The 19,048-nt window shown below is 65.2% G+C and carries 14 protein-coding genes; 10 read left to right on the forward strand and 4 right to left on the reverse strand.

Annotation, left to right across the window (positions count from 1 at the left end):
- The first annotated feature begins 181 nt into the window (after positions 1-181).
- The 6 genes from V0R62_RS06525 to V0R62_RS06550 all read left to right on the forward strand — a co-directional run bounded on the left by V0R62_RS06525 (position 182) and on the right by V0R62_RS06550 (position 11,386).
- Entirely contained in the window at positions 182-1,462 is a 1,281-nt protein-coding gene (locus V0R62_RS06525; RefSeq protein ID WP_050705937.1) for a serine/threonine transporter, read from the forward strand.
- A gap of 164 nt (positions 1,463-1,626) precedes the next feature.
- Complete coding sequence (gene tpx / locus V0R62_RS06530) at positions 1,627-2,127, forward strand: thiol peroxidase (protein WP_028692156.1); 501 nt, start codon at positions 1,627-1,629, stop codon at positions 2,125-2,127.
- 289 nt (positions 2,128-2,416) lie between these two features.
- Positions 2,417-3,703, forward strand: a complete 1,287-nt coding sequence (locus tag V0R62_RS06535; RefSeq protein WP_330103168.1) for an MdtA/MuxA family multidrug efflux RND transporter periplasmic adaptor subunit — start codon at positions 2,417-2,419, stop codon at positions 3,701-3,703.
- A complete protein-coding gene (locus V0R62_RS06540) occupies positions 3,700-6,798 on the forward strand; it encodes an MdtB/MuxB family multidrug efflux RND transporter permease subunit (RefSeq protein ID WP_330103169.1) in 3,099 nt (1,032 codons plus the stop codon). The genes V0R62_RS06535 and V0R62_RS06540 overlap by 4 nt, the downstream gene beginning before the upstream one ends.
- Positions 6,795-9,905: a multidrug efflux RND transporter permease subunit gene (locus V0R62_RS06545; protein WP_330103170.1), complete on the forward strand. Its 3,111-nt coding sequence runs from the start codon at positions 6,795-6,797 to the stop codon at positions 9,903-9,905. The genes V0R62_RS06540 and V0R62_RS06545 overlap by 4 nt, the downstream gene beginning before the upstream one ends.
- Positions 9,902-11,386, forward strand: a complete 1,485-nt coding sequence (locus V0R62_RS06550; protein WP_330103171.1) for an efflux transporter outer membrane subunit — start codon at positions 9,902-9,904, stop codon at positions 11,384-11,386. The genes V0R62_RS06545 and V0R62_RS06550 overlap by 4 nt, the downstream gene beginning before the upstream one ends.
- Positions 11,387-11,504: 118 nt before the next feature.
- On the opposite strand, the gene V0R62_RS06555 is transcribed toward V0R62_RS06550, so the two are convergent.
- Together V0R62_RS06555 and V0R62_RS06560 are read right to left on the reverse strand one after the other, a co-directional pair.
- Positions 11,505-12,863, reverse strand: a complete 1,359-nt coding sequence (locus V0R62_RS06555) for an 8-oxoguanine deaminase (protein WP_330103172.1) — start codon at positions 12,861-12,863, stop codon at positions 11,505-11,507.
- Between the two features lie 406 nt (positions 12,864-13,269).
- On the reverse strand, positions 13,270-13,914 hold the full coding sequence (locus tag V0R62_RS06560) for an ankyrin repeat domain-containing protein (RefSeq protein ID WP_330103173.1): 645 nt from the start codon (positions 13,912-13,914) through the stop codon (positions 13,270-13,272).
- 158 nt (positions 13,915-14,072) lie between these two features.
- Here V0R62_RS06560 and V0R62_RS06565 point away from each other — a divergent pair, with 158 nt between their 5' ends.
- The gene (locus V0R62_RS06565; RefSeq protein ID WP_330103174.1) at positions 14,073-14,954 is read left to right on the forward strand and encodes a LysR family transcriptional regulator; all 882 of its coding nucleotides are present in this window, start codon (positions 14,073-14,075) and stop codon (positions 14,952-14,954) included.
- 67 nt (positions 14,955-15,021) lie between these two features.
- Here V0R62_RS06565 and V0R62_RS06570 read toward each other — a convergent pair whose 3' ends face one another.
- Together V0R62_RS06570 and V0R62_RS06575 are read right to left on the reverse strand one after the other, a co-directional pair.
- Positions 15,022-15,750 carry a DUF899 domain-containing protein gene (locus tag V0R62_RS06570; protein ID WP_330103175.1) on the reverse strand — a complete coding sequence of 243 codons (729 nt, stop codon included), beginning with the start codon at positions 15,748-15,750 and terminating at the stop codon, positions 15,022-15,024.
- A 124-nt stretch (positions 15,751-15,874) separates the two neighbouring features.
- A complete protein-coding gene (locus tag V0R62_RS06575; RefSeq protein WP_330103176.1) occupies positions 15,875-16,540 on the reverse strand; it encodes an HAD family hydrolase in 666 nt (221 codons plus the stop codon).
- Between the two features lie 379 nt (positions 16,541-16,919).
- Here V0R62_RS06575 and V0R62_RS06580 point away from each other — a divergent pair, with 379 nt between their 5' ends.
- The 3 genes from V0R62_RS06580 to V0R62_RS06590 all read left to right on the forward strand — a co-directional run bounded on the left by V0R62_RS06580 (position 16,920) and on the right by V0R62_RS06590 (position 19,046).
- Positions 16,920-17,330 (forward strand): acyl-CoA thioesterase, encoded by a 411-nt coding sequence (locus V0R62_RS06580; protein WP_330103177.1) that lies wholly within the window; start codon positions 16,920-16,922, stop codon positions 17,328-17,330.
- A 269-nt stretch (positions 17,331-17,599) separates the two neighbouring features.
- Positions 17,600-18,127: a thioesterase family protein gene (locus V0R62_RS06585; protein ID WP_330103178.1), complete on the forward strand. Its 528-nt coding sequence runs from the start codon at positions 17,600-17,602 to the stop codon at positions 18,125-18,127.
- A 157-nt stretch (positions 18,128-18,284) separates the two neighbouring features.
- Positions 18,285-19,046 (forward strand): hypothetical protein, encoded by a 762-nt coding sequence (locus V0R62_RS06590; protein ID WP_330103179.1) that lies wholly within the window; start codon positions 18,285-18,287, stop codon positions 19,044-19,046.
- The last annotated feature ends 2 nt before the right edge of the window (positions 19,047-19,048 follow it).

Genomic DNA, 19,048 nt, shown 5'->3' on the forward strand with positions numbered 1-19,048 from the left:
ATAGCAGCCCCTCCAGCACAACCCGCTTGTAAAGACAAGTGCAACCGTCCCTCGGGCGGGGCTTCCCCAAGTGCAACCTTTGCATGCACAATCGCGCCCCTCTTCCCCGGTTGAGTTGGGCGAATCGTCTATTTCGCCATTCTCAGCCTGTTGCAGTCTTGCGAGTGGAGCGTCACCCGGAATGAATGAGCAGGCCCCAAGCGTTGAACAACGCTTTGTAGAATCGACCCCCGCCACCCTCGGCAGCTGGTCGCGTCAAGACACCACCTGGATGCTGGGCCTGTTCGGCACGGCCATCGGCGCCGGAACCCTGTTCCTGCCCATCAACGCCGGCCTTGGCGGTTTCTGGCCGCTGCTGGTCCTGGCCTTGCTGGCCTTCCCCATGACTTACTTCGCCCACCGCGGGCTGACCCGCTTCGTGCTCTCCGGCAGCAAGGGCGGCGACATCACCGAAGTGGTCGAAGAGCATTTCGGCATCACCGCCGGCGCGCTGATCACCGTCCTGTACTTCTTCGCCATCTTCCCGATCCTGCTGATCTACAGCGTGGCGCTGACCAACACCGTCAGCAGCTTCATGGAGCACCAGCTGCACATCGCGCCGCCACCGCGGGCGATTCTGTCGTTCGTGCTGATCCTCGGCCTGCTGGCTATCGTGCGTTGCGGTGAGCAGGCCACGGTCAAGGTCATGAGCCTGCTGGTCTACCCGTTCATCGTCGCCCTGGCGCTGCTGGCCCTGTACCTGGTGCCGCACTGGACCGGCGGCATCCTCGACACCGCCACCCAGGTGCCGTCCGGCTCGGCCTTCCTGCACACCGTGTGGCTGGCGATCCCGGTGATGGTGTTCTCGTTCAACCATTCGCCGATCATCTCGGCCTTCGCTGTCGACCAGAAGCGCCGCTACGGCGAGCACGCTGATGAGCGCAGCGGCCAGATCCTGCGTCGCGCGCACCTGCTGATGGTGCTGATGGTGCTGTTCTTCGTGTTCAGTTGCGTGCTGACCCTGAGCAGCGCCCAGCTGGCCGAGGCCAAGGCGCAGAACCTGTCGATCCTGTCGTACCTGGCCAACCACTTCGAGCAGCCGGCCATCGCCTTCGCTGCGCCCCTGATCGCCTTCATCGCCATTGCCAAGTCGTTCCTGGGCCACTACATCGGTGCCAGCGAGGGCCTCAAGGGCATGATCGTCAAGTCCGGCATGCGCCCGGGCGCCAAGGCCCTGGACCGCATCGTCGCCGCGTTGATGCTGGTGGTGTGCTGGATCGTCGCCACCCTCAACCCGAGCATCCTCGGCATGATCGAATCGCTCGGTGGCCCGATCATCGCCGTGCTGCTGTTCCTGATGCCGATGTACGCCATCCGTCGCGTGCCATCGATGCGCAAGTACAGCGGCGCGCTGTCCAACCTGTTCGTGGTGGTCGTCGGCCTGGTGGCCCTGACCTCGGTGGTGTACGGCCTGCTGGCCTGAGCCCCCGTTATGTAGGAAAAACGCCCGGGTCGACGCCAGTCACCCGGGCGTTTGTCTACAGGAATTGCCCGAACGTAGGACAATTTCATCTTTACCCATAGGCACTTGCGCCCCTTCATGGTTAACTCTGAATCCTTTTCCAACCCCGTATAAGGATTTCCGCCATGGCTCAAGTGACTCTCAAAGGCAACCCGGTTCAGGTCAGCGGTGAACTGCCGAAGCAAGGCGCTGCGGCACCTGCCTTCTCCCTGGTCGCTGGCGATCTGTCGAACAAGTCGCTGGCCGACTTCGCCGGCAAGCGCAAGGTGCTGAACATCTTCCCGAGCGTCGACACCCCGACCTGCGCCACCTCGGTGCGCAAGTTCAACGCCCAGGCCAATGACGTGGCCAACACCGTGGTGCTGTGCATCTCCGCCGACCTGCCTTTCGCCCAGGCGCGCTTCTGCGGCGCCGAAGGCCTGGAGAACGTGAAGAACCTGTCGACCCTGCGTGGCCGCGAGTTCCTGGAAAACTACGGCGTGGCCATCGCCGACGGCCCGCTGGCCGGCCTGGCCGCCCGCGCCGTGGTGGTGCTGGACGAAAACGACAAGGTGCTGCACAGCGAGCTGGTGGGCGAAATCGCCGACGAGCCGAACTACGAGGCGGCGCTGGCTGTCCTGAAGTAAGTGATGCTGGGGCCGCCTTGCGGCCCTTTCGCGGCACAAGGCCGCTCCTACAGAAAGCGCTGACTGCTGTAGGAGCGGCCTTGTGCCGTGAAAGGGGGCGAAGCACCCCCAGGGGTTACACCCTGTAACGGCCTGGACCCTGTTCCAGGCCGTTTTCATTTAAAGTTCACCCCTTTGCCAACGTCAGCCGAAGGTAAAGCACTGGTAAAGCCCCTTTGCTAAAGCGATGCCAGTGCTTATCGTTCACGCTCTCCACGCCGTCTTTCTCTGAACAAGGTTCGTTCGACCCATGCAAGCCTCCAACTCCCGTTCCCCTCGTCGCTGGCTGTTCGGCCTGCTGATCCTGCTGCTGGTGGCCCTGCTGGCCTGGTGGCTGTGGCCCGCGGCGACCGTCCATAAGGAAGGCGACGGGCACCGTCCGGGCAAGGGCCTGGGCATGGGCGGCCGGCCGGGCTTCGGCGCCTCCACCGAGGCAGTGCCGGTGCGGGTCGAGCCGGTGCGGGTCGGAGACTTCCCGCTTTATTACAAGGCCCTCGGCACCGTGACCGCGACCAACACGGTCAACGTGCGCAGCCGGGTCGCCGGCGAGCTGGTCAAGGTCCACTTCAAGGAAGGCCAGCAGGTCAAGGCCGGCGATCTGCTCGCCGAGATCGACCCACGTTCCTATCGCATCGCCCTGCAGCAGGCCGAAGGCACCCTGGCGCAGAACCAGGCGCAACTGAAGAACGCCCAGGTCGACCTGGCCCGTTATAAAGGCCTGTACGCCGAGGACAGCATCGCCAAGCAGACCCTGGACACCGCCGAAGCTCAGGTCGGTCAGTTCCAGGGGCTGGTCAAGACCAACCAGGCCCAGGTCAACGACGCCCGCCTGAACCTCGAGTTCACCCAGATCCGCGCACCGATCAGTGGCCGCGTGGGCCTGCGCCAGCTGGACCTGGGCAACCTGGTGGCGGCCAACGACACCACGGCGCTGGTGGTCATCACCCAGACCCAGCCGATCAGCGTCGCCTTCACCTTGCCGGAAACCCAGCTCGACACCGTGCTGGCCCGTTATCGCAGCGGCGCCAGCCTACCGGTCGAGGCCTGGGACCGGGGCGACCAGAAGCTGCAGTCCACCGGCGTGCTGGGCAGCCTCGACAACCAGATCGACGTCGCCACCGGCACCCTGAAGTTCAAGGGCACCTTCCAGAACAGCGACCACGCGCTGTTCCCCAACCAGTTCGTCAACGTGCGCCTGCTGGCCGACACCCTCAAGCAGGTGGTGCTGGCACCGGCCGCGGCGATCCAGTTCGGCAACGACGGCACCTTCGCCTATGTGGTCAACGCCGAGAACACCATCAACGTGCGCAAGCTCAAGGTCGGCGCCAGCGATGGCGAGAACACGGTGATCGTCGAGGGCCTGGCCGCCGGCGAGCGCCTGGTGCTGGAAGGCACCGACCGCCTGCGCGAAGGCACCAAGGTCGATGTGGTCGAGGATAGCTCCCAGGTCCCCACCACCCCCGGCCAGCACCTGCAGGGGCAGGGCGCCAAGGACTCGGCCCAGACCGCTGAACCAGGCACCAAGGCGGGCGCATGAACCTCTCGCGCCTGTTCATCCTGCGGCCGGTCGCCACCACGCTGAGCATGCTGGCCATCGTTCTGGCCGGCCTGATCGCCTACAAGCTGCTGCCGGTGGCGGCCTTGCCCCAGGTCGACTACCCGACCATCCGCGTCATGACCCTGTACCCCGGCGCCAGCCCGCAGGTGATGACCAGCGCCGTCACCGCGCCGCTGGAACGCCAGTTCGGGCAGATGCCGGGCCTGGAGCAGATGGCCTCGACCAGCTCCGGCGGCGCCTCGGTGCTGACCCTGCGCTTCAACCTCGACATGAACATGGATGTCGCCGAGCAGCAGGTGCAGGCCGCGATCAACGCCGCCAGCAACCTGCTGCCCAGCGACCTGCCGGCGCCGCCGGTGTACAACAAGGTCAACCCGGCCGACACCCCGGTGCTGACCCTGGCCATTTCCTCGAAGACCATGCCGCTGCCCAAGCTCAACGACCTGGTCGACACCCGCGTGGCGCAGAAGATCGCCCAGATCAGCGGCGTCGGCATGGTCAGCATCGCCGGCGGCCAGCGCCAGGCCGTGCGGATCAAGGTCAACGTCGACGCCCTGGCCGCCAACGGCCTCAACCTGGACGACGTGCGCACCCTGATCGGCGCTTCCAACGTCAACCAGCCCAAGGGCAACTTCGACGGTCCGACCCGGGTGTCGATGCTCGATGCCAACGACCAACTGCGTTCGCCCGAGGAATACGCCAACCTCATCCTCAAGTACAGCAACGGCGCGCCGCTGCGCCTGAAGGATGTCGCCGAGATTGTCGACGGCGCCGAAAACGAACGCCTGGCCGCCTGGGCCAACCAGAACGAGGCGGTGCTGCTGAACATCCAGCGCCAGCCCGGCGCCAACGTCATCGAGGTGGTCGACCGGATCAAGGAGCTGCTGCCTTCGATCACCGACAACCTGCCGGCGGGCCTGGATGTCAGCGTGCTCACCGACCGCACCCAGACCATCCGTGCCGCCGTGCGCGACGTGCAGCACGAGTTGCTGTTCGCCATCGCCCTGGTGGTGATGGTCACATTCGTCTTCCTGCGCCGCTTCAGCGCCACCATCATTCCCTCCATCGCCGTGCCGCTGTCGCTGATCGGCACCTTCGGGGTGATGTACCTGGCCGGCTTCTCGGTCAACAACCTCACCTTGATGGCCCTGACCATCGCCACCGGTTTTGTGGTGGACGATGCCATCGTCATGCTGGAGAACATCTCCCGGCACATCGAGGAGGGCGAAACACCCATGCAGGCCGCGCTCAAGGGCGCCAAGCAGATCGGTTTCACCCTGATCTCGCTGACCTTCTCGCTGATCGCGGTGCTGATTCCGCTGCTGTTCATGGCCGATGTGGTCGGACGGCTGTTCCGCGAGTTCGCCATCACCCTGGCGGTGGCCATCCTGATTTCCCTGGTGGTGTCGCTGACCCTGACGCCGATGATGTGCGCGCGCCTGCTCAAGCGCGAACCCAAGGAAGAGGAACAGGGTCGCTTCTACCGCGCCAGCGGCGCCTGGATCGACTGGCTGATCAAGCACTACGGCACCACCCTGACCTGGGTGCTCGAGCGCCAGCCGCTGACCCTGCTGGTGGCCGTGGCCACCCTGGCATTGACTGTAGTGCTGTACCTGATGGTGCCCAAGGGCTTCTTCCCGGCCCAGGACACCGGGGTCATCCAGGGTATCTCCGAGGCGCCGCAATCGACCTCGTTCGCCGCCATGAGCGAGCGCCAGCAATCCCTGGCCCAGGTGATCCTGCAGGACCCGGCGGTGCAGAGCCTGTCTTCCTACATCGGTGTCGACGGTGACAACGCCACCCTCAACAGCGGCCGCCTGCTGATCAACCTCAAGCCCCACGGCGAGCGTGATGTCACCGCCTCCGAGGTGATCAACCGCCTGCAGCCGCAGCTCGACAAGCTGGTCGGCATCCGTCTGTTCATGCAGCCGGTGCAGGACCTGAGTATCGAGGACCGGGTCAGCCGCACCCAGTACCAGTTCAGCCTCAGCTCGCCGGATGCCGACATGCTCGCCGAGTGGAGCGGCAAGCTGGTGCAGGCGCTCAAGGACCGCCCCGAGTTGCAGGACGTGGCCAGCGACCTGCAGGACCAGGGCTTGCAGGTATTCCTGGTGATCGACCGCGACATGGCCAGCCGCTTAGGGATCACCGTGGCGCAGATCACCAACGCGCTGTACGACGCCTTCGGCCAGCGGCAGATCTCGACCATCTACACCCAGGCCAGCCAGTACCGCGTGGTGCTGCAGTCGCAGACCGCGGCCAGCCTCGGCCCGCAGGCCCTGGAGTCGATCCACGTCAAGGCCACCGACGGCGGCCAGGTGCGCCTGTCGGCCCTGGCGCGCATCGAGCAGCGCCAGGCCCAGCTGGCGATCTCGCACATCGGCCAGTTCCCGGCGGTGATGATGTCGTTCAACCTGGCCCACGGCGCATCCTTGGGCGAGGCGGTCAAGGTGATCGAGCAGGTGCAGCAGGACATCGGTATGCCGATCGGCGTGCAGACCCGCTTCCAGGGCGCCGCCGAGGCGTTCCAGGCCTCGCTGTCGAGCACCCTGTTGCTGATCCTGGCCGCGGTGGTGACCATGTACATCGTGCTGGGCGTGCTCTATGAGAGCTACATCCACCCGGTGACCATCCTCTCCACGCTGCCCTCGGCGGCGGTGGGGGCCTTGCTGGCGCTGCTGCTGAGCGGCAACGACCTGGGCATGATCGCCATCATCGGCATCATCCTGCTGATCGGCATCGTCAAGAAGAACGCGATCATGATGATCGACTTCGCCCTGGAGGCCGAGCGTCACCAGGGCATGAGCCCGCGCGACGCGATCTACCAGGCGGCGCTGCTGCGCTTTCGGCCGATCCTGATGACCACCCTGGCCGCGCTGTTCGGCGCCGTGCCGTTGATGCTCGCCACCGGTTCCGGCGCCGAGCTGCGCCAGCCGCTGGGCCTGGTGATGGTCGGCGGCCTGCTGGTGAGCCAGGTGCTGACGCTGTTCACCACGCCGGTCATCTACCTGTACTTCGACCGCCTGGCGCGCCGCTGGCGCCCGGCTGACGGTGCGCGGCAGGCCGAAGCATGAACCTGTCCGGACCTTTCATCCGCCGGCCGGTAGCCACCATGCTGCTGAGCCTGGCGATCATGCTGCTGGGCGGGGTGAGCTTCGGCCTGCTACCGGTGTCGCCGCTGCCGCAGATGGATTTCCCGGTGATCGTGGTGCAGGCCAGCCTGCCCGGCGCCAGCCCGGAGGTCATGGCCTCCACCGTGGCCACGCCACTGGAGCGCAAGCTCGGCGCCATCGCTGGCGTTACCACGCTGACCAGCAGCTCCAACCAGGGCTCGACCCGGGTGATCATCGGCTTCGAGTTGGGCCGCGACATCGACGGCGCGGCGCGCGAGGTGCAGGCGGCGATCAACGCCACCCGCAACCTGCTGCCCAGCGGCATGCGCAGCATGCCCACCTACAAGAAGATCAACCCGTCCCAGGCGCCGATCATGGTGCTGTCGCTGACCTCGGACGTGCTGTCCAAGGGCAAGCTCTACGACCTGGCCGACACCATCTTGTCCCAGAGCCTGGCGCAGGTCAGCGGCGTAGGGGAGGTACAGATCGGCGGCAGCTCGCTGCCGGCGGTGCGCATCGAGCTGGAACCGCAGCTGCTCAACCAGTACGGCCTGTCCCTGGACGATGTGCGTAACGCCGTGGCCAACGCCAACCAGCGCCGGCCCATGGGCTTCGTCGAAGACCATGAGCGCAATTGGCAGGTGCGTGCCAACGACCAGCTGGAAACCGCCGAGGACTACAAGCCGCTGGTGATCCGCCAGCAGAACGGCGCGATCCTGCGCCTGTCCGACGTGGCTAAGGTCAGCGATGGCGTGGAGAACCGCTACAACAGCGGCTTCTTCAACGACGAGAGCGCGGTGCTGCTGGTGGTCAACCGCCAGACCAACGCCAACATCATCCAGACCGTCGAGCAGATCAAGGCCGAGTTGCCGGCCTTGCAGTCGCTGCTGCCGGCCAGCGTCAAGCTCAACGTAGCCATGGACCGTTCGCCGGTGATCAAGGCCACCCTGAAGGAGGCCGAGCACACCCTGCTGATCGCGGTGGTGCTGGTGATCCTGGTGGTCTACCTGTTCCTCGGCAACCTGCGCGCCTCGCTGATCCCGAGCCTGGCGGTGCCGGTGTCGCTGGTGGGCACCTTCGCGGTCATGTACCTGTGTGGGTTCTCGCTGAACAACCTGTCGCTGATGGCGCTGATTCTTGCCACCGGCCTGGTGGTGGACGACGCCATCGTGGTGCTGGAGAACATCTCGCGGCATATCGAGAACGGCGAAAATCCCATGCGCGCCGCCTACAAGGGCGCGCAGGAAGTGGGGTTCACCCTGCTGTCGATGAACGTCTCGCTGGTGGCGGTGTTCGTCTCGATCCTGTTCATGGGCGGCATCGTCCGTGGGCTGTTCAAGGAGTTCTCGATCACTCTGGCCGCGGCGATCATCGTCTCGCTGTTGGTGTCGCTGACACTGACGCCGATGCTCTGCTCGCGCTGGCTCAAGGTCCACGGCCCGCAGCAGCAGACCCGCCTGCAGCGCTGGAGCGACCGCATCCACCAGCGCATGGTCGCCGGCTACGACAAGAGCCTGGGCTGGGCGCTGCGCCACAAGCGTCTGACCCTGTTCAGCCTGCTGGCCACCATCGGGCTGAACATCGCCCTGTACGTGGTGGTGCCCAAGACCTTGATGCCGCAGCAGGACACCGGCCAGTTGCAAGGCTTCATCCGTGGCGATGACGGCCTGTCGTTCACCGTGATGCAGCCGAAGATGGAGATCTACCGCCGCGCCCTGCTCAAGGACCCGGCGGTGGAGAGCGTCGCTGGTTTCATCGGCGGCAACAGCGGCACCAACAACGCCTTCGTGCTGGTGCGCCTGAAGCCGATCGCCGAGCGCAAGGAGAACGCGCAGAAGGTGATCGACCGCCTGCGCAAGGACCTGCCGAAGATCCCCGGCGGGCGCCTGTACCTGATGGCCGACCAGGACCTGCAACTGGGCGGCGGTGGTCGCGACCAGAGCACTTCGCAGTACCTATACACCTTGCAGAGCGGCGATCTGGCCGCCCTGCGCGAGTGGTTCCCGAAGGTGGCCGCCGAGCTGCGCAAGCTGCCCGAGCTGACCGCCATCGACGCCCGTGACGGCGCCGGCACCCAGCAGGTGACCCTGGTGGTCGACCGTGACCAGGCCAAGCGCCTGGGCATCGACATGGACATGGTCACCGCGGTGCTGAACAACGCCTACAGCCAGCGGCAGATCTCGACCATCTACGACAGTCTCAACCAGTACCAGGTGGTGCTGGAGATCAACCCGAAATACGCCTGGGACCCGAGCACCCTCGAGCAGGTGCAGGTGATCACCGCCGACGGCGCCCGGGTGCCGCTGTCCACCTTCGCCCGCTACGAGAACAGCCTGGCCAACGACCGCGTCAGCCACGAAGGGCAGTTCGCCTCCGAGGACATCTCGTTCGACGTCGCCGAAGGCTACAGCCCCGACCAGGCCATGGCCGCGCTGGAGCGCGCGGTGGCCAAGCTTGGCTTGCCCGAGTCGGTGATCGCCAAGCTTGGCGGCGACGCCGACGCCTTTACCAAGACCACCGAAGGCCAGCCGCTGATGATCCTCGGCGCCCTGGTGCTGGTGTATCTGGTGCTCGGCATTCTCTACGAGAGCTACATCCACCCGCTGACGATCCTTTCCACGCTGCCCTCGGCCGGGGTCGGCGCCTTGCTGGCGCTGTACCTGACCGGTGGCGAGTTCAGCCTGATCTCGTTGCTGGGGCTGTTCCTGCTGATCGGCGTGGTGAAGAAGAACGCCATTTTGATGATCGATTTGGCCCTGCAACTGGAGCGTCACGACGGCCTGTCGCCGGAGGAGTCGATCCGCCGTGCCTGCCTGCTGCGCCTGCGGCCGATCCTGATGACCACCTTGGCCGCGATCCTCGGCGCGCTGCCGCTGCTGCTCAGCCGCGCCGAGGGCGCCGAGATGCGCCAGCCACTGGGCCTGACCATCATCGGCGGCCTGGTGTTCAGCCAGATCCTCACCCTCTACACCACGCCCGTGGTCTACCTGTACCTCGATCGCCTGCGCCACCGGTTCAACCGCTGGCGCGGCGTGCGCACCGACGCTGCCCTGGATACCCCGCTATGAACTTTGCCCACACCCGAATCCACCGTGCTCTCAAGCTGCTGACCCAGGGGCGTGGTTCGCGCCTGGTCAGCGCCGGGTTGTGCGTGGCCATGCTCAGCGCCTGTACCCTGAGCCCGGACTACCACCGCCCCGAGGTCAGCACCCCGGCGCAGTTCAAGCAGGCCGAAGGCTGGACCCAGGCCAATCCGTCCGACGCCATCGCTCGTGGGGCGTGGTGGGAGATCTATGGCGACAAGCGGCTCGACGCCCTGGTGGAGGAGCTCAACCGCAGCAACCAGACCGTGGCGCAGTACGAGGCGCAGTACCGCCAGGCCCAGGCGTTGGTGCGCAGCAGCCGTGCCTCGCTGTTTCCCTCGCTGGACTTGACCACCAGCAAGAACCGTTCGGCCCAGGGCACCGGCAGTTCCAGCTCCAGCCTGTCGAACAACAGCAGCGGTATCCGCAACACCTACAACGCGCAGCTCGGGGTGAGCTGGGAGATCGACCTGTGGGGCAAGTTGCGTGAAACCATGAATGCCAACGAGTCCAGCGCCGAGGCCAGCCTGGCCGACATGGCGGCCATCCGCCTGAGCCAGCAGTCGGAACTGGTGCAGAACTATCTGCAGTTGCGGGTGATCGACGCGCAGAAGCGCCTGCTGGAAGCCACGGTCGCGGCCTATGAGCGGTCGCTGAAGATGAACGAGAACCAATACCGCGCCGGGGTTGCCGGGCCGGATGCCGTGGCCCAGGCGCGTACTCAGCTCAAGAGCACCCAGGCCGACCTGATCGACCTGGCCTGGCAGCGGGCGCAGTACGAGAACGCCATCGCCGTGCTGATGGGCAAGGCGCCGGCCGACTTTGCCCTGGCGGCGAGCGATGATATTCCGGCATTGCCGCAGGTGCCGCTGTCGCTGCCGTCGCAGCTGCTCGAGCGGCGTCCCGACATCGCCTCGGCCGAGCGCAAGGTCATGGCGGCCAACTCGAACATCGGCGTGTCGCGGGCGGCGTATTTCCCGGATCTGTCCTTGAGCATGAACGGCGGGTACTCCAGCAGCAGCTTCAACAACTGGATCGAGTTGCCCAACCGTTACTGGTCGGTCGGGCCGCAACTGGCGCTGACGCTGTTCGATGCCGGCAAACGCAGTGCCGAGGTTGACCGGACTGTGGCGGTGTACGACCAGACCGTGGCGCAGTATCGGCAGACGGTGCTCGACGGGTTCAAGGAGGTCGAGAACTACCTGGTGCAGCTCAAGGTGTACGGCGACGAGGCGGTGGTGCGCCAGGAAGCGCTGGATGCGGCGCGGGAATCCTTGCGCCTGACCGAGAACCAGTACAAGGCGGGCTTGATCGGCTATCTGGATGTGGTCAATGTGCAGACCACGGCGCTCAGCAACGAGCGCAGTGTGTTGACGTTGTTGCAAGGGCGGCTGGTGGCCAGCGTGCAGTTGATTGCGGCGCTTGGCGGCGGCTGGGATGTTCAGCGGGACCTGGTGGTGGAGTGAACGGGCGGGGCACTCCATGAGTGCCCGTGTGGTGTTTCACACATGACGGCCATCATTCGCGAATGATGGGTCGACGGTGCAAAACACCACACCCGCTACCGGCAGCGCTCGGCTGCCATCACTCGCCGCTGACCAACTGACGCGCCAACTGGTTGTGCCGTTCCAGCACCCGGGGCAGGTCGACGGTGGTGATGCGCCCGTTCTGAACCACCACACGGCCGTTGATCACGCTGGTGTCGACGTGGGTCGGGGTGCAGAACACCAGCGCCGCCAGCGGGTCGTGCAGGGCGCCGGCATAGGCCACATGCCCGAGGTCGAAGGCGACGAAGTCGGCGATCATGCCTGGGGCGAGGGCGCCGATATCGTTGCGGTTGAGCACCTTGGCGCCGCCCAGGGTGGCGATCTCCAGCGCCTCGCGGGCAGTCATCGCATCGGGGCCGAAACCGACCCGTTGCAACAGCAGGGCCTGACGTACCTCGCCGATCATGCTGGCGCCGTCGTTGGACGCCGAACCATCGACCCCCAGGCCCACCGGCACGCCGTGGTCGCGCATCTTGCGGATCGGCGCGATGCCCGAGGCCAGGCGCATGTTCGAGCACGGGCAGTGGGCGACCCCGGTGCCGGTGCGGGCGAACAGCTCGATGCCGTGCTGGTCGAGTTGCACGCAGTGGGCGTGCCACACGTCGTGGCCGACCCAGCCCAGGTCCTCGGCGTACTCGGCCGGGGTCATGCCGAACTTCTCGCGGCTGTAGGCGATGTCGTTGACGTTCTCGGCCAGGTGGGTGTGCAGCGACACGCCATGCTCGCGGGCCAGCACCGCCGCCTCGCGCATCAGGTCGCGGCTGACCGAGAACGGCGAGCACGGCGCCACCACCACGCGCAGCATCGAGCCGTGACTGGCATCGTGGTAGTCCTCGATCAGGCGCTGGGACTCCCTGAGGATGTCACTTTCCTTCTCCACCACCGAATCCGGCGGCAGGCCGCCCTGGCTGCGGCCGACGCTCATGCTGCCGCGCGCGGCGTGAAAGCGCATGCCGATCTCCTCGGCGGCGTGGATGCTGTCGTCGAGCTTGCAGCCGTTGGGGTAGATGTACAGGTGGTCGCTGGAAGTGGTGCAGCCCGAGAGGATCAGCTCGGCCATGGCCGTCTGGGTCGACACCGAGATCATCTCCGGGGTCAGCCGTGCCCAGATCGGGTAGAGGTTGGTCAGCCAGTTGAACAGCTCGCCGTCCTGGGCGGCCGGCACCACGCGGGTGAGGCTCTGGTACATGTGGTGGTGGGTGTTGACCAGGCCCGGAATGACCACCTTGCCGGTCATGTCCAGGATCACGTCGGCGTGTTGCGGCAGCGTATCACTGGGGCCGACCTGCCTGATCACGTTGTCTTCGATGTAGAGGCCGCCGCGTTTGATCTCGCGGCGTTCGCCGTCCATGGTCACCAGCAGTTCGGCGTTCTTGACCAGTAGCGTCTTGGGCATGAGAGTCCCCTCCCGTTCGGGGTGTGTTTTCTGATTGTAGGGTGGCGTCGGCTGTTCGAGCCGAGCGCGACTGTGTCGTCAGGCGCCGTGGCGAAGCCGGGTGTCGAGGGCTTGGGCAAACGGTGCACCGCACACGCGCAGCCCAGGTGAGGGGGCAGGGGGCGTGTGGGCAGACGGAAGCAGGGCGGATGCGGCGTACTGGACGCACGGCGTTCGAGAAGGGTGCCCGATGAAGGTGGGCAGTAGTGAATGTTGCATGGCTTGAGCCTGTCGCAATACGCAACGGCGATGACCGTTGTCGTAGGCGCGGGGCAGTGTAAACAGAAATTGATTTTTTTGTATACGGGAATCTTGCCTGTTACTGACACACGAAGTAGCGCCCCGTGTTCACTCCACCAGAGGCGCGTTACTGCTCCAGCAGGGTCATCATCTCCTGATACCCGCGCTGGCGGGCATGCTCCAGTGCGGTCACGCCGTCCTTGTCGGCAATCTGCGGGTCCGCCCCGGCCGCCAGCAGCCGACGCACGATCTCCACATGACGCGGGCCGCCATCACCGAGGATCACCGCCTCGAGCAACGCGGTCCAGTGCAGGCGGTTGAGGTGGTTTACATCGACGCCGGCATCTATCAGCAATTGCACGGTTTCGACATGGCCGCGTTCGGCCGCCGGGATCAACGCGGTGCCACCGTAGCGGTTGGTGCTCTTCAGGTCGGCGCCATGGGCGAGGGTCAGGCGCAGGATATCGTTGAGGCCTCGCGCGCCGGCATACAGGTAGGGGCTGTCATGGATGTTGTCCTTGGCGTTGACGTCGGCACCGGCCTCGATCAACGCCTTGGCCGCGTCCACACGGTTGGCGTGGGTCGCCACCAGTAGGGCGGTCTGGCCCTGGTCGTTGCGGGTGTCCGGTTGCGCGCCCTGGTTGAGCAACTGGCGCACGGCAGGGGCGTCACCCCGTAGGCTGGCATCTAGCAAGGCGCTGTTCATGGTCGTGGTCTCGGCATGGGTGGCAAGGCTCAGGCTCAACAGCAAGGCGGCGAGCGGCAGGCGCATGGGCGTCGGCTCCTGATGTGACGAAGTTTCATCCTAGGGGGCTCATGCTTGTAGCAGAAGTGAATTATCTGGATGCAAGCCAGTGTATTTGCGCATGTTGCCGGGTATCGGCACCCATGGTAGAAACCAGGCTTATCATTCAGAAGTCGAATACCGAGATGTCTTCCAGCGTAAAACCGAATAGGACCCTGTTCGACCTCGACCTGTTGCGCGCCATCGTCGTGGTGGCCGACTGTGGCAGCTTCACCACCGCTGCCGCACGCCTGCACTCCACCCAGTCGACCATCAGCCAGAAGGTCCGTCGCCTCGAGGACATGGTCGGTCATCGCCTGCTGGTGCGCGGCAACCGCGACGTGCTGCCCACCGATGCCGGGCAGACCTTGCTCGGTTATGCCCGGCACATGCTGGCCCTCAACGACCAGATGCTCGAAGCCCTGGCCGGGGCCATGGTCGGCGTCACCGTGCGCCTGGGCGTGCCGGAGGACTTCGTCGGCGGACGCACCACCAACGCGCTGTCCGCGTTCAGCCGGCGCCACCCGCAGGTCAAGCTGGAGGTCACCAGCGGCCTGTGCCGTGACCTCAGCCAGGCCTACGACAATGGCGAGCTCGACCTGGTGCTGCTCAAGCAGCGGCGCAACAGCCGCGAAGGCGTGGCTTGCTGGCCGGAGCGACTGCAATGGATCGACAGTGCGCGCACACCGTCGTTCGAGCTCGACCCGATTCCGCTGGTGACCTTTCCGCCACGGGGGCTGTACCGCGACGACATGATCAGCGCGATCGAAGGCATGGGGCGGCGCTGGCGCATCAGTTTTACCAGTTCCAGCCTCAGCGGGATCCAGGCGGCGGTGGCCGACGGCATGGGCATCAGCCTGCTGCCGCCGCGGGCGGCGCTGGGCGAGCACCGGGTGCTGGGGGCCGGGCAGGGGCTGCCTGAAGTGGACAGCTACGAGATCGTGATCGTGCACCGGCCAACGGCAGACGTCATGGTCAAGGCGCTGGCCGAAGTGTTGACGGAGTTGCTGGCGGTGCAGGCGATCTGACACGGCCATCGTGGGGCAAGTCGCATCGGCGGACCGCCGATGCGACTTGTCCCACGATGGTGCTTCCTCAGTCCCCACAGCAGTGGGGTTTGTCCTGCGCGCCTTCATAGCGATCATGGTGGCGCACCCAGTCCATGGTCCCTTCCTCATTGCGCCCCAGTGGCGCCAGGTCGAGGAAGTTGTAGGCGTTGACCAGGATGTCCAGCCCACGGGCATAGGTGGAGTAGGTGTGGTAGAGGTTGCCCTCGCTATCGCGATAGAACGCGCTGAGGCCGGGCAGCTCTGCCTCGTTGCCGGCATAGGGCTCGTAGTTGTACTGGGCGCTGCCGTCGGTGGCGACACTGACCCCGAAGTCCTGGTTGAAGGCGCTGCCGTGCGAGGAGAACCACGGGAAGCGCCAGCCCATGCGCTGGCGGAACGCCTGGAACTCGGCATAGGGCGCCCGTGACACCGCCACCAGGGCCACGTCATGGTGGGCCAGGTGCAGGTTGGCGCCGTCGAAGTGATCGGCGAGGAACGAGCAGCCTGGGCAGCCTTCGTTCCAGCCCTCGGCGAACATGAAGTGATAGACCAGCAACTGACTGCGCCCGGCGAACAGCTCAGCCAGGCCCTGCTCGCCGTGCGGCCCCTGGAAGCGGTAGTCCTGGTCCACCAGCACCCAGGGCAGGGCGCGGCGGGCCGCGGCGAGTTCGTCGCGCTGGTGGGTGAAGGCTTTCTCGTGCAGCCAGAGTTGACGGCGGGCGGCGAGCCACTGGCTGCGCGTGACCACGGCGTGCTTGGGGGCGGTAGGGCTCATGGGCGTGACTCCACGCTTGGGGTTCACCAGGTGGTCGAGTGAGCTCCAGGGGATTCGACAGCATCTTTGCCGTTACCGACGAATGGTTTGCTCCGCGAAGCAGGCCCAGGATGCCGGCAGCCCGTCAGGCGCTCGCTTGCATCAGCTCGATCAGCTCCCACAACCGTGGATCGTCGTAGTCCTCGATTACCAGCCTTGCCCCGGCAGCCAGCAGCCGCTCGGCAGGCTGGGTCGTGGCCAGCCCCACGGTGAAGATCCCGGCATCGACGGCGGCCTTGACCCCCGGTAGTGAATCCTCGAACGCCAGCGCCTGCCCGGCGCTGGCCTCCAGGCGCTGCAGCCCGGTGAGGTAGGGCAGGGGGTCGGGCTTGGGCCGGGCCAGTTCGTCCGCCACCAGCACATGCTCGAAACGCGCCACCAGGCCCATGGCCCCAAGCATGTGCTCGGCATTCAGGCGCGGCGCGTTGGTCACCACGCACATACCGATGCCATGCCGTGCGGCGTGCTCCAGCAGGCGCAGCAGGCCGGGCATCGGCGCCAAGGTCGGTGACAGTTGGCGGAACAGCGCTTCCTTGCGTTCGGCCAGGGCCTGGCGGCTGGCGGCGTCGGCCTGGGGGAACAGTTCGGCGAACAACAGGCCGTTGGAGCGACCGCTGACCTGGGTGTTGAACTGCTCCTGGGTCAGCTCGCGGCCGTCATGGTCGAACAGCAGCTTGCGGAAGGCTTGCAGGTGCAAGGTGTCGGTATCGGTGAGGGTCCCATCGAGGTCGAACAGCAGGGCGGTCAGCATCGGGCATCCTGAGGGTGGAGAAACCATTCAGCATCATAAGGGATCAGGGTGGGGAAATGCACTTGGCTGGGCGGCAGGGGGGATTTCAAGGTGCTCGGCGGGGGGGGCGCTTGTGAGATCGAACGCCGCTCGGCGGGGGAGTTGTAGCGCCTGTGAGATCGAGCACCGCTCGGCGGGGGAGTTTCAGCGCCTATCAGATCGAGCGCCGCCCGCGCGGCGCATCGCGACGCAAGGCCGCTCCTACATCTGTTTCGGGCCAGTTTCTCCTGTGCCATTACCTTGTCCGCCTTGGTGCATGGCTTGAGAGCGGTGGGGCAGCAAAGGCGCTGGCACGCTAGTATGAGCGGCCAGGCATCCACCGCAGGGAGCATCGTTCGTCATGCCTTTCATCACCACCCGGAAAATTCTCTTTGGCGACTGCGATCCCGCCGGGATCGTCTATACGCCTCGCATCTCCTATTTCGTCATCGAGGCAATCCACGAGTTTCTCTCCCACCGCCTCGGCGGTGAAGGCCTGCGCACCTTGTTCGCCATGGGCGTGATGCCGCCGGCGCGGGCACTGTCCATCGAGTTCCTGGCGCCGATGACCTGGGATGACCTGATCAGCGTGCAGGTCAGCAGTGGTGAGCCTGGTACCACATCATTCAGCTTTGCCGTCGAGGCGCGTGGCTCCGGTGGCGAGGTCTGCTTTCGCGCCAGCCTGACCCAGGTGTGCGTCTGCCCCGAGAGCAGGCAGCCGGTTGCAGTGCCCGAGGCATTGCGCCAGGCCTTGTGCGAGCACATGGACTAGCGGAACACCGTGACGAATAGTTTTCCAATAAAAGAACAAACGTTTCAGCATCAATTGGATATAAAGTCCGAACGTGACCGGTTATTCAGTTGGCGTTTTTAGAGCAATTACGGTGTTGGCCACTGGTTGCTCCCGGCGAAAGCTGTTAGTTTCGCCACCGCTGAGAAGCAAACAAGCAGGCCTGCAATGCGCCGCTTGCCGCCAACCGATTAATCAACGGTTGGCTGAACAGGGAACGATAATAAAAAATCCTAGGGAGGGATAACCGGATGAATCTGTACATCCGCCTGTTGCTCGCTGTCCTGCGTGGTTTCTTCAAACCGCCCATGGCTCTGACCGATACGCTGCACCGCACGCTACGGGTCTGGCCGAACGATATCGACATCAATAAACACATGAACAATGGTCGTTACATGACCATCGCCGACTTGTTCATGCTGGAACTTTGCCTGCGCGCTAAAATCCTCATTCCGGCCTTCAAGTTGGGCTGGAAGCCAATGCTCGGCGGCAACTTGGTCGTTTACAAAAAGCAACTTTCAATGTTCGAGAAGTACACGGCTGAATTCAGCATCTGCTGCCTCGACGACAACTGGACCTACTTCCAGTACAGCTTCTTCAACAGCGCAGGCGACGTGGTCGTGACCGGCTACTCCAAAGGCGCCTGGGTTGGCCGCAAGGGCCTGGTCGCCAACGCGGTGATCGCCGAGAAGCTCAAGGTCCAACCCACCACCGCGCCGATGCCCGAAGCCGTGAAAAAATGGCTGGAGGCTGAAGCGCACGTCCTCGGCAAGGCCTGAGCCAGGCCGCGCCGCGGCCCCCTTGCCAGCCACCTGATACCGCAGCCTGTCCATTGCTCCACCGTCCCCGGCCTCTGGCCCGGGCGTGCGCGGCAGGCTTTGCCGTGCCCGGCGTTCGCGCCGCACGTCGATCCATGAATGAGTAGGGAAACACTTCATGCCGAACACATTGCTGTTGATGCTGGCCTTCTTCGCCGCCTTCCTGCTGGTCGCCGAGCTGCTCAGGCGCTACCGCCTGGTGGGCCTGACCTTCTTCGTCCTGTCGCTGCCGGCGCTGCTGGTGCCCAACGCCAACCTGTTCATGCGCATCAAGACCATCAGCGTGCTGCTGCCCATGTGCTTCCTGGCTTATGCCCGCTACAAGCCAAGGATCGAGGGCTTCATCTACAAGCTCATCTACCTGGTGATCGTGCTGAATATCATCGAGGCCTCGGTGATCGACTGGCAGACCGGCAACGTCCTCAACATCATTGCCGCCGTGGGCCTGATCGTCTGCCTGCCGTACTCGCGCAAGCATTGGCAGATTTCCGGGCGCCACAGTGACTTCGTGGTGCGCGTCCCGGCCTACTGGCCGTACCTCTACACCACCTGGAACCTGTGCTTCCTGTACTCGGCGCGGATCACCACCTTCGGCTACGCCCTGCCGCTGTTGCTGGCGCCGGTAGCCTATGCCTTGCTCCTGCGCCGCTCGGACCTGTACTTCCAGGCCCGCGCCTACACCTTCGGCTTCTACCTGTTCGTGCGCACGCTGGCCGGCGACACACCGCTGATGAACCTGCCGGCCTTCGACCTGACGAGCTGGTACAGCCCCGACGCGGCGCTCGCCTGGAGCGTCGTCAACGTGATTTTCACAGGCGCCTGCCTGTACAGCTACGGCGCAAGCCGCAACAAGAACAAAGCGATCGAACAAGGAGTTTGAAG

Origin of the sequence: Pseudomonas carassii, from assembly GCF_036324045.1 — a bacterium.
In the GTDB taxonomy this organism is placed as follows: domain Bacteria; phylum Pseudomonadota; class Gammaproteobacteria; order Pseudomonadales; family Pseudomonadaceae; genus Aquipseudomonas; species Aquipseudomonas peradeniyensis.